Origin of the sequence: Streptomyces sp. MnatMP-M17 (assembly GCF_900091995.1) — a bacterium.
Classification (GTDB): domain Bacteria; phylum Actinomycetota; class Actinomycetes; order Streptomycetales; family Streptomycetaceae; genus Streptomyces.
This window is the reverse complement of sequence record NZ_FMDK01000333.1, coordinates 1-13117: the sequence shown is the minus strand read 5'-3', so window position 1 is coordinate 13117 and position 13117 is coordinate 1. Positions and strand designations below refer to the sequence as shown.

9 protein-coding genes and 1 pseudogene are annotated in these 13117 nt (G+C 69.0%); 2 read left to right on the top strand and 8 right to left on the bottom strand.

What is annotated here, in order from left to right; genetic code table 11:
• Window positions 1-265 precede the first annotated feature (265 nt).
• The 6 genes from whiA to uvrA all read right to left on the bottom strand — a co-directional run bounded on the left by whiA (window position 266) and on the right by uvrA (window position 8960).
• On the bottom strand, window positions 266-1255 hold the full coding sequence (whiA, locus tag GA0115259_RS15550) for a DNA-binding protein WhiA (protein WP_093596687.1): 990 nt from the start codon (window positions 1253-1255) through the stop codon (window positions 266-268).
• On the bottom strand, window positions 1246-2280 hold the full coding sequence (gene yvcK, locus GA0115259_RS15545; RefSeq protein ID WP_093596684.1) for a gluconeogenesis factor YvcK family protein: 1035 nt from the start codon (window positions 2278-2280) through the stop codon (window positions 1246-1248). The genes whiA and yvcK overlap by 10 nt, the downstream gene beginning before the upstream one ends.
• Entirely contained in the window at window positions 2277-3215 is a 939-nt protein-coding gene (rapZ, locus tag GA0115259_RS15540) for an RNase adapter RapZ (protein WP_093596681.1), read from the bottom strand. The genes yvcK and rapZ overlap by 4 nt, the downstream gene beginning before the upstream one ends.
• Window positions 3208-5346 (bottom strand): excinuclease ABC subunit UvrC, encoded by a 2139-nt coding sequence (gene uvrC / locus GA0115259_RS15535; RefSeq protein WP_093596678.1) that lies wholly within the window; start codon window positions 5344-5346, stop codon window positions 3208-3210. The genes rapZ and uvrC overlap by 8 nt, the downstream gene beginning before the upstream one ends.
• A gap of 104 nt (window positions 5347-5450) precedes the next feature.
• Window positions 5451-5879 (bottom strand): Rieske (2Fe-2S) protein, encoded by a 429-nt coding sequence (locus GA0115259_RS15530; protein ID WP_093596675.1) that lies wholly within the window; start codon window positions 5877-5879, stop codon window positions 5451-5453.
• Window positions 5880-6029: 150 nt separating this feature from the next.
• Window positions 6030-8960: an excinuclease ABC subunit UvrA gene (gene uvrA, locus GA0115259_RS15525; RefSeq protein ID WP_256098014.1), complete on the bottom strand. Its 2931-nt coding sequence runs from the start codon at window positions 8958-8960 to the stop codon at window positions 6030-6032.
• Window positions 8961-9220: 260 nt separating this feature from the next.
• On the opposite strand from uvrA, the gene GA0115259_RS15520 reads away from it, so the two are divergent.
• Complete coding sequence (locus GA0115259_RS15520) at window positions 9221-9907, top strand: maleylpyruvate isomerase family mycothiol-dependent enzyme (RefSeq protein WP_093596672.1); 687 nt, start codon at window positions 9221-9223, stop codon at window positions 9905-9907.
• A gap of 10 nt (window positions 9908-9917) precedes the next feature.
• Window positions 9918-10571, top strand: a complete 654-nt coding sequence (locus GA0115259_RS15515; RefSeq protein ID WP_093596669.1) for an MBL fold metallo-hydrolase — start codon at window positions 9918-9920, stop codon at window positions 10569-10571.
• Between the two features lie 45 nt (window positions 10572-10616).
• Here GA0115259_RS15515 and GA0115259_RS15510 read toward each other — a convergent pair whose 3' ends face one another.
• On the bottom strand, window positions 10617-11681 hold the full coding sequence (locus GA0115259_RS15510) for a TerC family protein (protein ID WP_256098013.1): 1065 nt from the start codon (window positions 11679-11681) through the stop codon (window positions 10617-10619).
• Between the two features lie 262 nt (window positions 11682-11943).
• A pseudogene (locus GA0115259_RS15505) lies at window positions 11944-13117 on the bottom strand (export associated protein); the annotation flags it as partial.

Genomic DNA, 13117 nt, shown 5'->3' with positions numbered 1-13117 from the left:
GCCGAGCCCGGCCGTGCCTGGGCGGCGGGCGCCGCGGTCACACCGGCGAGCAGCAGTGCGCCTGCGGCGAGTATCGATCTCGCTCTATGTCTCATGTGCCCCTCTTGCTGTTGTCTGCCACGTCCGTGAGCTGACGTCAGGCTGACCAGCCTTCATGATCATGTCAAGGGTATGTGTGGGTGCCATGAATTACCGCCGCCGGCACCTGACTCGGTGCCGGCGGCAGGCAGTTGACCATGAGGGGCCGCTGAGGGCGGGGCCGGGCTCAGCCGACGAGACCGTCCGCCAACTCCTCGCTCAGATTGGACTCCGTACCCGGAATCCCGAGGTCCTGTGCCCGCTTGTCGGCCATGGCCAGCAGCCGGCGGATCCGGCCCGCGACGGCGTCCTTGGTCAGCGGCGGATCGGCGAGCGCGCCCAGCTCCTCCAGGGAGGCCTGCTTGTGCTCCATCCGCAGCCGGCCCGCGGCGGCGAGATGCTCAGGCACCTCCTCGCCGAGGATCTCCAGCGCGCGCTGGACCCGGGCACCGGCGGCGACCGCGGCACGGGCGGAGCGGCGCAGATTCGCGTCGTCGAAGTTGGCGAGACGGTTGGCCGTGGCCCGGACCTCGCGGCGCATCCGCCGCTCTTCCCAGGCCAGCACCTGGTCATGCGCGCCGAGCCGGGTCAGCAGCGCGCCGATCGCGTCCCCGTCCCGTACGACCACACGGTCCACTCCGCGCACCTCACGGGCCTTCGCGGCGATCTGGAGCCTGCGCGCGGCACCGACGAGCGCGAGGGCGGCCTCGGGACCCGGGCAGGTCACCTCCAGCGAGGAGGAGCGGCCGGGCTCGGTGAGCGAGCCGTGCGCCAGGAACGCGCCGCGCCAGGCGGCCTCCGCGTCACAGGTGGCTCCCGAGACGACCTGCGGCGGCAGTCCCCGGATCGGGCGTCCGCGGCCGTCGACCAGCCCGGTCTGCCGGGCGAGCTGATCACCACCGGTGATCACCCGTACGACGTAACGGCTGCCGCGGCGCAGCCCGCCCGGAGCCATCACCACCAGCTCCGAGTTGTGCCCGAAGATCTCCAGGATGTCCTTGCGGAGCCGGCGCGCGGCGATGCTGGTGTCCAGCTCCGCCTCGATCACGATGCGGCCGCTCACCAGATGCAGCCCGCCCGCGAACCGAAGAATCGCCGAGACCTCCGCCTTCCTGCAGCATGTCCGGGTGACGGGGAGGCGGGCGATCTCGTCCTTCACCGCTGGCGTCATCGCCATGGGCCGATCCTTCCATGCATCCGAAAAATACGGTCGTACGCGGCTGCCAACAGCTCCGGATCATGGACCGGGGAACTGTCGGACGCTGCCACCGGCGCCAGCTCGACCGCGGCACCGAACCGGCCGGCGGCATCGGAGAGTGACTCACAGTCGGGCACGGCGGCCTTGTCGGCCAGCACCACGTCCAGGGCGAGTTTAGGGGCGTGTCGCCCCAAAACCTCCAAATGACGCTGCGGTGAGAAGCCATCGGTTTCACCGGGTTGTGGTGCGAGGTTCAGCGAGAGGACTCTTCGGGCCTTGGTCTCCATGAGCGCGTCGAGCAGTTCCGGCACCAGAAGATGCGGGATCACCGAGGAGAACCAGGAGCCCGGACCGAGCACCACCCAGTCCGCGTCCCTGACCGCCGCGACCGCCTCGGGAACGGCCGGCGGGTCGTGCGGCACGAGATGCACCGACTGCACCTCTCCCGGCGTGAGCGCGACCGTCGCCTGGCCACGCACCGTGTTCACCTCGTCGGGGTACGCCGGGTCATGGCCCCGTACGAGCGCCTGCAACTCCAGCGGCACGGCGGACATGGGCAGCACCCTGCCGTGCGCGCCGAGCAGCTTGCCGACCAGGTCCAGGGCCTGGACATGGTCGCCGAGCTGCTCCCAGAGGGCGACGATCAGCAGATTGCCCACCGCGTGCTCATGGAGATCGCCCTGGGACTGGAAGCGGTGCTGGATCACCCGCGCCCAGGTCTGGCCCCAGTCGTCATCGCCGCAGAGCGCCGCCAGTGCCTTGCGCAGATCGCCGGGCGGCAGCACGCCCAGCTCCTCCCTGAGCCGCCCGCTGGAGCCTCCGTCGTCGGCGACGGTGACCACGGCGGTCAGATCTCCCGTGATACGCCGCAGCGCCGCGAGAGAGGCGGACAGGCCCATACCACCGCCGAGCGCGACGACCTTCGGCTGGGCACCGCGCCCGCGCGCCGACAGCGTGGGAGTTCCCCGGCGCAGTCGGCGCATCCGGAAGGTGCGTCCGGTCACTCGCGCCCCATGTCCCGGTGCACGACGACGGTCTCGATTCCGGCGGAGACGAGGCGGGCGGCGACCTTCTCGGACATGGCGACGGAGCGGTGCTTGCCGCCCGTACAGCCGACCGCGACGGTCACATACCGCTTGCCCTCGCGCCGGTATCCGGCGGCGATGAGCTGGAGCAGCTCGGTGTAGCGGTCGAGGAACTCCTTGGCGCCCGGCTGGTTGAAGACATACGCGGACACCTCCTCGTTCAGTCCGGTGAACGGGCGCAGCTCCGGCACCCAGTGCGGGTTCGGCAGGAAGCGGCAGTCCACCACCAGGTCGGCGTCGACCGGCAGTCCGTACTTGTAGCCGAAGGACATCACCGTGGCCCGCAGCTCCGGCTTCTCGTCGCCGGCGAACTGGGCGTCCATCTTGGCGCGCAGCTCGTGCACATTGAGGCTGGAGGTGTCGATCACCAGATCGGCGTCGCCGCGCAGCTCGCGCAGCAGATCGCGCTCGGCCTCGATGCCGTCCACGATCCGGCCGTCGCCCTGGAGCGGGTGCGGACGCCGTACGGACTCGAAGCGGCGGACCAGCGCCTCGTCGGAGGACTCCAGGAAGACGATCCGCCGGGTGACCTCCTTGGCGTCGAGGTCGGCGAGGGACTCGCGGAGATTGTCGAAGAACCGTCTGCCGCGGACATCCACGACCACGGCGATCCGTGCCACATTGCCCTGCGAGCGCGCGCCCAGCTCCACCATGGTGGGGATCAGCGCGGGCGGCAGATTGTCCACCACGAACCAGCCGAGGTCCTCCAGGCATTTGGCGGCGGTGCTGCGGCCGGCGCCCGACATTCCGGAGATGATCACCAGCTCGGGAATGGCCGCCTCGCCGGTGTCACCTGCCTCCTTGGTGGTGCCCGTACTCACGTGCTCCGCTCCGTCCCGGTCGTGCTCAGTCATGCGTGCTGCCCCCGTCGTCTTCCATGATCTCTCCTGTTGCCGTGTTCACGGCGGGTGCCGCCGGGGCCGCCTTGGCGAGGGCCACGACGACGGACTCGGCCGTCTTGCGGCCCAGGCCCGGTACCTCGCAGATCTGGTCGATTGTCGCCTGCCGCAGCCGCTTCACCGAGCCGAAATGCTTGATGAGCGCCTGTTTGCGGGACTCGCCGAGGCCCGGGACCTCGTCCAGCGGGCTGGTCCTGACACGCTTGGCGCGCTTGGTCCGCTGATAGGTGATGGCGAAGCGGTGCGCCTCGTCGCGTACGCGCTGGAGAAGGTAGAGGCCCTCGCTGGAGCGTGGCAGGACGACCGGATCGTCGTCGCCGGGCAGCCAGACCTCTTCGAGGCGCTTGGCGAGCCCGCAGACGGCGACATCGTCGATGCCGAGCTCGTCGAGGGCCCGCTTGGCCGCCGCGACCTGGGGCTGTCCGCCGTCGACCACGACAAGCTGAGGCGGATAGGCGAAGCGCCTGGGCCTGCCGTCGTCGTCGGAACGGGCGGGGACCTCATGGGTCTCACGGGGCTCATGGGTCTCACGCGCGGCGTCCGGGGAGCCGTACGCGGCGGGGGCCGAGAGGTCCGTACCGGAGGCCGCAAGGGCGCTGCCGGGGCCATTCCCGCTCCCGTTCCCGTTTCCGAGGGACTCGGCTCCGGCTGCGGCGGACTCCTCCTCGGTCCACTCCCCCGTACGCGTCTTCTCCACCAGGTACCGCTTGAAGCGACGGCTGATCACCTCGTGCATCGACCGGACGTCGTCCTGGCCCTCGAAGGTCTTGATCTGGAAGCGGCGGTACTCGCTCTTGCGCGCGAGGCCGTCCTCGAAGACCACCATGGACGCCACCACGTCGTCGCCCTGGAGATGCGAGATGTCGAAGCACTCGATACGCAGCGGCGCGCTGTCCAGGGCGAGGGCCTCCGCGATCTCCTCCAGGGCGCGGGAGCGGGTGGTCAGATCGCTGGCGCGCTTGGTCTTGTGCAGGACGAGCGCCTGCTGCGCGTTGCGCCCGACCGTCTCCATCAGGTCCTTCTTGTCGCCGCGCTGCGGGATCCGCAGCGAGACCTGGGCACCACGGCGCTCGCTCAGCCACTGCGTGACGGCGTCCGTCTCCTCCGGCAGGGCGGGGACGAGGACCTCCTTGGGCACGGAGTCGCCGCTCTCCTCGCCGTAGAGCTGCTGGAGCGCGTGCTCGACCAGGCCCGCCGTGTCCACCGCCTCGACCTTGTCGGTGACCCAGCCGCGCTGGCCGCGGACCCGGCCGCCGCGGACATGGAAGATCTGTACGGCGGCTTCGAGTTCGTCCTCGGCGACCGCGATCAGATCGGCGTCGGTGGCGTCGGCGAGCACGACGGCGTTCTTCTCCATCGCCCGGCGCAGGGCGCCTATGTCGTCACGCAGCCGGGCGGCCTTCTCGTACTCCATCTCCTCGGCGGCGGCCGTCATCTGCCGCTCCAGGCGGCGGATGTACGCACCGGTGCGGCCGGCCATGAAGTCGCAGAACTCCTCGGCCAGTTCACGGTGCTCCTCGGCGGTGACCCGGCCGACGCAGGGCGCCGAGCACTTGCCGATATAGCCGAGGAGGCAGGGACGGCCGGTGCGCTCGGCGTTCTTGAACACGCCCGCGGAGCACGTCCGTACGGGAAACACACGGAGCATCAGATCGACGGTCTCGCGGATGGCCCAGGCGTGTCCGTACGGTCCGAAGTAGCGCACGCCCTTCTTCTTGGCGCCGCGCATGACCTGGACGCGTGGGTACTTCTCATTGAGCGTCACCGCGAGCGAGGGATAGCTCTTGTCGTCGCGGTACTTGACGTTGAAGCGTGGGTCGAACTCCTTGATCCAGGAGTATTCGAGCTGGAGCGCCTCGACCTCGGTGGAGACGACGGTCCACTCGACGGAGGCGGCCGTGGTGACCATGGAACGGGTGCGCGGATGCAGGCTCGCCAGGTCCTGGAAGTAGTTGGCGAGCCGCTGACGCAGGCTTTTCGCCTTTCCGACATAGATCACCCGGCGGTGATCGTCACGGAACTTGTAGACCCCCGGCGAGTCGGGGATCTGTCCCGGCTTGGGGCGGTAGCTGGAGGGGTCGGCCATGCCGTCCACCCTACTGTCGGCGACGGACAGTGTGACGGCGCCGGGGCACGGGAGGCAGGGTACGGGAGCGGCCCGCCCGGCGGCTCTCAGGCCCGGGGACGGTCTCAGGCCCGGGGACCGGCGATGAGCTTGCCGCCCTCCGCCGTGACCGGGACCTCCGGCAGCGGTACGGTCGCCGGGCCGTGGATCGCCTCGCCGGTGGTGACGTCGAACTTGCTGCCGTGGCACGGGCAGTCACCCACCGTGCCCTCCAGCTTCTCCAGGAGACAGCCGGCATGGGTGCACTGGGCGCTGAACGCCTTGTACTCGCCGCGCGCCGGGCAGCTCACCACAAGACGCTGCTCGCGGAAGAGCTTGGCACCGCCGACCGGGATGTCGTCCGCCGCACCGAGTTCGACGGCCGCGGTGGGCGTGGGATTCTCGGCGTGCCCGAGCTTCGACTCGGTGGAACATCCGGCCACTCCGGCCCCGGCCGCTCCGGCGAGCGCGACGCCCTTCAGTACGGTACGACGCTGCGCGAACGGGCCGTTCATGATGTCTCCACTGGTCGGAATTGCCGGATACCGCCTCCGACGATACCGACCGCCTCCCGGACAACGGCGGGCGACGGCTCGGCGGAGCCGGTATGACGACACCGGACAGGCCAGGGCCGCCCTTGAGGCGGGCCGCCCTGGCCCTGGGCGTCAGGCCCGGCCGGAGGTCGCCGGGGCCTTCTTCGGCGCCGTCTTCCTCCGCGTCGTCTTCTTCGGCGGAGCCGCGTCGCTGATGCGTTCCGGGTCCAGGATCTCCCGCAGGAACTTGCCCGTGTGGCTGGCCGGGATGCCCGCCACCTGCTCCGGCGTGCCTTCCGCGATCACCAGACCGCCGGCGTTGCCGCCCTCGGGTCCCATGTCGATCACCCAGTCCGCCGTCTTGATGACATCCAGGTTGTGCTCGATGACGATCACCGAGTTGCCCTTCTCGACCAGACCGGACAGCACCGTGATCAGCTTGCTGATGTCCTCGAAGTGCAGACCGGTCGTGGGCTCGTCCAGGACATAGACCGTACGGCCCGTCGAGCGCTTCTGGAGCTCGCTCGACAGCTTCACGCGCTGCGCCTCGCCGCCCGAGAGCGTCGGCGCGGACTGGCCGAGCCGTACATAGCCGAGACCGACCTCGTTGAGCGTCCTGAGGTGGCGCGAGATCGTCGGGACGGCCTCGAAGAAGTCCAGGGCCTCCTCGATCGGCATGTCCAGCACCTCGGCGATGGACTTGCCCTTGTAGTGGACCTCCAGCGTCTCCCGGTTGTACCGCGCTCCGTGGCAGACCTCGCACGGCACATAGACGTCCGGCAGGAAGTTCATCTCGATCTTGATGGTGCCGTCGCCGGAGCAGTTCTCGCACCGGCCGCCCTTGACGTTGAAGGAGAAGCGCCCGGGCAGATAGCCACGGACCTTCGCCTCCATCGTCTCCGCGAAGAGCTTGCGGACATGGTCGAAGACACCGGTGTACGTGGCCGGGTTGGACCGGGGCGTACGGCCGATGGGCGACTGGTCGACATGGACCACCTTGTCGACCAGATCGTCCCCGTCGACCCGGGTGTGCCGGCCGGGTACCGACTTCGCGCCGTTCAGCTCACGCGCGAGATGCGTGTACAGGATGTCGTTGACCAGCGTCGACTTGCCCGAGCCCGAGACACCGGTGACCGCCGTGAAGACGCCCAGCGGGAACGACACATCGATGTCCCGCAGATTGTTCTCCCGCGCGCCGTGCACGGTGAGCCTCCGCTCCACATCGACGGGCCTGCGGATGTCCGGCGTCGGGATGGACCTCTTGCCCGCCAGATACTGGCCGGTCAACGACTCCTTGTTGGCCAGCAGCCCCTTCAACGGCCCGGAGTGCACGACCTTGCCGCCGTGCTCACCCGCGCCGGGGCCGATGTCGACCACCCAGTCGGCCACCTTGATGGTGTCCTCGTCGTGCTCCACGACGATCAGCGTGTTGCCCATGTCGCGGAGCCGGACCAGGGTCTCGATCAGCCGGTGGTTGTCCCGCTGGTGCAGACCGATGGACGGCTCGTCCAGGACGTAGAGCACTCCGACCAGGCCGGAGCCGATCTGTGTCGCCAGCCGGATCCGCTGGGCCTCACCGCCGGAGAGCGTGCCGGCCGCGCGGTTGAGCGAGAGATAGTCCAGGCCGACGTCGACCAGGAACTTCAGCCGTTCGTTGACCTCCTTGAGCACCCGCTCGGCGATCTTCTTGTCCCGGGCGTTCAGCTTGAGCTCGCCGAGGAACTCCGCGCAGTCGCTGATCGAGAGCGCCGAGACATCGGCGATGGACTTGTCCATGACCGTGACCGCGAGAACGATCGGCTTGAGCCGGGTGCCCTCACAGGTCGGGCACGGCACCTCGCGCATATAGCCCTCGAAGCGCTCCCTGCTGGAGTCGCTCTCGGCCTCGCTGTGCCGCCGCTTGACGAAGGAGACGGCTCCTTCGAAGGCGGGCGTGGTGTAGGCGCGCTCACGGCCGTACCTGTTCCGGTAGCGGACCTCGACCTGGGTCTTGTGGCCGTACAGCAGGGCCTTCTTCGCCCGCTGCGGCAGCCCGGCCCACGGGATGTCCGTACGGAAGCCGAGGGCCTGCGCGAGCCCGCCGATCAGCCGGCCGAAGTACTCCCTGGTGTGGCCGTGCGACCACGGGTGGATCGCGCCCTCGTCCAGCGACCTTTCCTCGTCGGGGACGATCAGCTCCGGATCGACCTCCATACGCGTACCGATACCGGTGCAGTCGGGGCAGGCCCCGAACGGCGAGTTGAAGGAGAAGGAGCGGGGCTCCAGCTCCTCGAAGGAGAGATCGTCGTACGGGCAGTAGAGATGCTCCGAATACATCCGCTCGCGCTCGGGATCGTCCTCGGGAAGATCCACGAAGTCGAGCACGACCATGCCGCCGGAGAGTCCGAGCGCGGTCTCGACCGAGTCGGTCAGCCGGCGCTTGGCGCCGTCCTTCACCGTGAGGCGGTCGACCACCACCTCGATGGTGTGCTTCTCCTGCTTCTTCAGCGTGGGCGGCTCGCTGAGCTGGATCGTCTGTCCGTCGACCCTGGCCCGGCTGTATCCCTTGGTCTGGAGATCGGCGAAGAGATCGACGAACTCGCCCTTGCGCTCGCGCACGAGCGGCGAGAGGACCTGAAAACGGCTGCCTTCGGGCAGCTCCAGCACCCGGTCCACAATGGCCTGCGGCGACTGCCGGGAGATCGGCCGCCCGCACTCGGGACAGTGCGGCTTGCCGATCCTTGCGAAGAGCAGCCTGAGGTAGTCGTAGACCTCGGTGATCGTGCCGACCGTCGAGCGCGGATTGCGCGAGGTCGACTTCTGGTCGATGGAGACGGCCGGGGAGAGCCCTTCGATGAAGTCGACGTCCGGCTTGTCCATCTGACCGAGGAACTGCCGGGCGTACGAGGACAGCGACTCCACGTACCGGCGCTGTCCTTCGGCGAAGATCGTGTCGAACGCGAGGGAGGACTTGCCCGACCCGGAGAGCCCGGTGAAGACGATGAGGGAGTCACGGGGGAGGTCGAGCGACACGTTCTTGAGATTGTGCTCGCGCGCGCCACGGACGATGAGACGGTCGGCCACGCCGGTCCGCACCTTTCTGGGGGAAACAGGGGCGGAGCCCCCGTTCTCGGACTACGGAGGTCGCCAGAGCGATTGATTGCCAAGCGATGAACTGCCCCGCACGGAAGCGCCGGGCTCGGATGTGCCTGCATGCGTGGTCCCCGCATGCGTTCTGCCTACATGCCAGGATGCCTCCCCCGAGCCTATAGCACGCGCATTCGATTTACGGAGCCCCCTTCACCGCCTTCACCCGATCGAGTGGCACGGCTATCGTCGGCGCCATGATCGACCATCTGCGGGACCTGGCATCAGTACGTGAAGCGACCGAGCGGCTCCTCACCGCGGCCGGCGCACTGGACAACGCGGCGCTCGCCGCGCCGTCACGCCTTCCCGGCTGGAGCCGGGGCCATGTACTGGCCCATCTCGCCCGGAACGCGGACGCCTTGGTCAATGTGCTGGAAGGACGGCCCATGTACGAGGACGCCGCTTCCCGCGAGTCGGACATCGAGCGGGACGCGTCACGCGCCCTCGACGTACAGCTCGCCGATGTACGTAACACCGCCGAGCGGTTCCAGCATTCCGCGGCGGTGCCCGCCGACTGGTCCCGGGTCGTCGTCCTGCGCAACGGCGTCACGGATGTGGCGGCCCGTCTTCCGTTCCGCCGGCTGATCGAGATGGAGCTGCACCATGTCGATCTGGGACTCGACCGTGAGCTGGAGGATCTGTCCGAGGAGTTCACCGCACGCGAGATCGACTTCCTGACCGAACGCTTCTCCGGGAACGCCGGAGTCCCGCCGCTGACCTTGAAGGCGTCCGACGGCCGCACCTGGCGCACCGGCCGTACGGAGGGCATCCCGCAGCCCGTCACCGGCCCGGCCGCCGATCTGATGGGCTGGCTCGCCGGGCGCCGCGACGGAGCCGCACTGGAGTTCCCGGGCGGCTCCCTGCCCGTACTGCCGCCGCTATAGGCTGATCCGTATGACGTACAGCGGAGCGGTGAAGGTCGGCGGACCGGCGGATGTGCATGAGCTGCCCGCCCTGATGATCTCCAAGGTCGCCGTCGGGCCGATGGAGAACAACGCCTATCTGCTGCGCTGCCGGGCCACCGGTGAGCAGCTTCTGATCGACGCGGCCAATGACGCCGCGACCTTGCTGACTCTGATCGGTGACGACGGCATCGCGTCCGTCGTCACCACGCACCGGCACGGCGACCACTGGCAGGCGCTCGCCGAGGTGGTGGCGGCCACCGGCGCGCGTACCTACGCGGGCCGGTACGACGCCGAGGGCATCCCCGTACCGACCGATGTGCTGGTCGAGGACGGCGACACCGTCACCGTCGGCGAGATCGGACTCACCGCACTCCATCTGGTGGGACACACGCCGGGCTCGATCGCGCTGGTCTACGACGATCCGCACGGCCATCCGCATGTCTTCACCGGTGACTGCCTCTTCCCCGGCGGTCCCGGCCGCACCACGACTCCGGCGGAGTTCACCAGTCTGATGGACGGGCTCGAAGCCAAGATCTTCGACGCCCTGCCCGACGAGACCTGGATCTACCCGGGCCATGGGAACGACTCCACGCTCGGCGCCGAGCGCCCGCAGCTCACGACCTGGCGCGCCCGCGGCTGGTGACCGCCGGGGCGCGCCTCACTGATCGCTGACCGCCGCCGATCAGGATCAGGAGCGGGATCGCGCCTGGACGCTGTCCTTGCTGCCCGCCTCGCCCGTGCCGCCCTCGCTGTCCGAACCGCCCGTGTCTCCCTTGCCGTCGCTCCCGGCCACGGCCGATGCCTCGCGCTCCGCCTGCCTCTTGGAGGCGATCAGGCTGGTGATCGTGGTGACGATCAGAACTCCGCAGATGACCGCCAGCGAGACCGGTATGGAGATCTCGGGGACATGCACACCGGACTCGTGCAGCGCGTGCAGCACCAGCTTGACTCCAATGAAGCCCAGGATGACCGACAGACCGTAGCTGAGGTGCACCAGCTTCTTGAGCAGACCGCCTATGAGGAAGTAGAGCTGCCGCAGCCCCATCAGGGCGAAGGCGTTGGCGGTGAAAACGATGTACGGGTCCTGGGTCAGACCGAAGATCGCCGGGATGGAGTCCAGCGCGAACAGCACATCGGTGGTGCCGATGGCGAGCATGACCACCATCAGCGGAGTCAGGACGCGCTTGCCGTTGTTCCGTATGAAGAGCTTGGTGCCGTGATACCTGTCGGCGACCCCGAACCGCTTCTCGATGGACTTGAGCAGGCGGTTCTCCTCGAACTCCTCTTCCTCCTCGTCGGAGCGCGCCTCCTGGACGAGCTTCCAGGCGGTGTAGATCAGGAACGCGCCGAAGATGAAGAACACCCACGAGAAGCTCGCGATGATCGCGGCGCCCGCCGCGATGAAGACAGCGCGCAGGACCAGGGCGATCAGCACACCGATCAGCAGCACCCGCTGCTGGAGATGTGACGGCACCGAGAACTTCGCCATGATCAGGACGAAGACAAAGAGATTGTCGACACTGAGCGACTTCTCGGTGATGAAGCCCGCGAAGAACTCGCCGGACGCCTGGCCCGTACCGAAGACCATCAGACCGAGGCCGAAGAGCGCGGCGAGGGCGATCCAGACGACCGTCCAGGTTCCGGCTTCCTTCATCGACACGTCATGAGGCTTGCGCCCGATGAGGAAATCCACGGCAATCAGGGCGGACAGACCGAGAATGGTCAGCACCCACAAGGTCAATGAAACGTCCACTGCGCCTCCGGCTTCGTACGGCTACTGATCAGCGTCGTCGCTGCCGGAGGTCTCCTCCACCCGTGCGGCGCCCGCCGCTCCCGGGCCGACGCCCCGGGACCGATGGCGGTCCGTATTGACGGGCACGTCGCGAGGTGGGAGTACTCCCCTCCGTTCCAAGAAACAGTACAGGAAAGACCAAGTAAAGGTAAAGAAAGAGGTAAAGGAGCTGGAAGTGTGCAGCTCAGCCGGGTGCGCGCCGTCGTGCGCCGGTGTGCGCCGCTCAGCGGCGCCAGGAGCGACGGGCGATGGCCACCTGTTCCAGGACCTGGAAGAGCACGCGGCTGCCCGGAGGCACGGTGGGAGGCTCGTACGTCCAGGCGTGGCCGACCCAGGGATCGGCGAGATGGTCGTCGGGGACCGGAGTGATCCGGAGCAGGGACCGCCAAAGCGGATCCAGCACCGGTCCGTACGCGCCCGCGTCCTCGCGGTCAGCGACCATCAGCAGATGCACGCCGACCGACGGGCCCTCGTCGGCGAGATAGCGGAGCTGCGTCACCGCGCGGTCGTCGAAGCCGTGCGGGAAGTCATTGACGATCAGCAGCTGCTCGGCGGTGTCCAGACCGGGCGGCAGCGACTCGGCGGCGCCGCCGCGCACCGCCATCTGCACCAGATCCACCCGCTCGGTCAGCTTCGCGAGGACGGCGGCCACTCCCGCGGCTCCGGCGGCGGGCGGTCCCGCCAGCGCTCCGGAGGCGGTCAGCGGCGCCAGCGAGCGGGCCGCGGAACCGGCCGGGTCGATGACATGGACCGTGAACTCGCCGGGCGGATAGACGGCGAGCAGCCGCCCGGCATGGGCGACGGCGGTGTCCAGGGCGAGCCCGCGGAGCTGCGCCTCGTCCATCATCAGGGCGGCCTCGGATCCTGACCGGCCGCTGTCGACCCACAGCCCGCGCTCCAGCGGCAGCCGCACCAGCATCGGGATCCGCAGGTCCGGGCGCTCGGGCAGATGGACATCGCCCAGGCGCAGCGCCATCGGGATCTCCATCGGTACGCGGTACGCGTGCCAGACGGGATTGTCCCAGCGGGCGTACGCGGCCGGCAGGGCCGGTTCGACGACCTCGGACTCGGCGACGAGCTGGGCGAGATCGCGGTCGAGGACCTCACGCGCCTGGGCGGCGAGTTGGTCGTGCTTGGCGCGGGCCGCCTCCCGTGCCGCCTCGCCCGCTCCGCCGATGCGGTTACGGGGATCGGACAGGACGCGGTCCAGCTCCTGGTCGAGCCGGGACTCGGCGAAGTCGATCGCGCTGCGGTACGCGGCGACCGCGCGTGCCAGATCCTCGAACATGCCCCAGACCTGGTTGTAGAGCCGCTCGTCCATGGACCAGCCCGTGGCGTCGCCCGCGACGGGACGGGGCTGCCGGCCCGGCTCGGCGGGCGGCGCGGCCGGGGGCGGC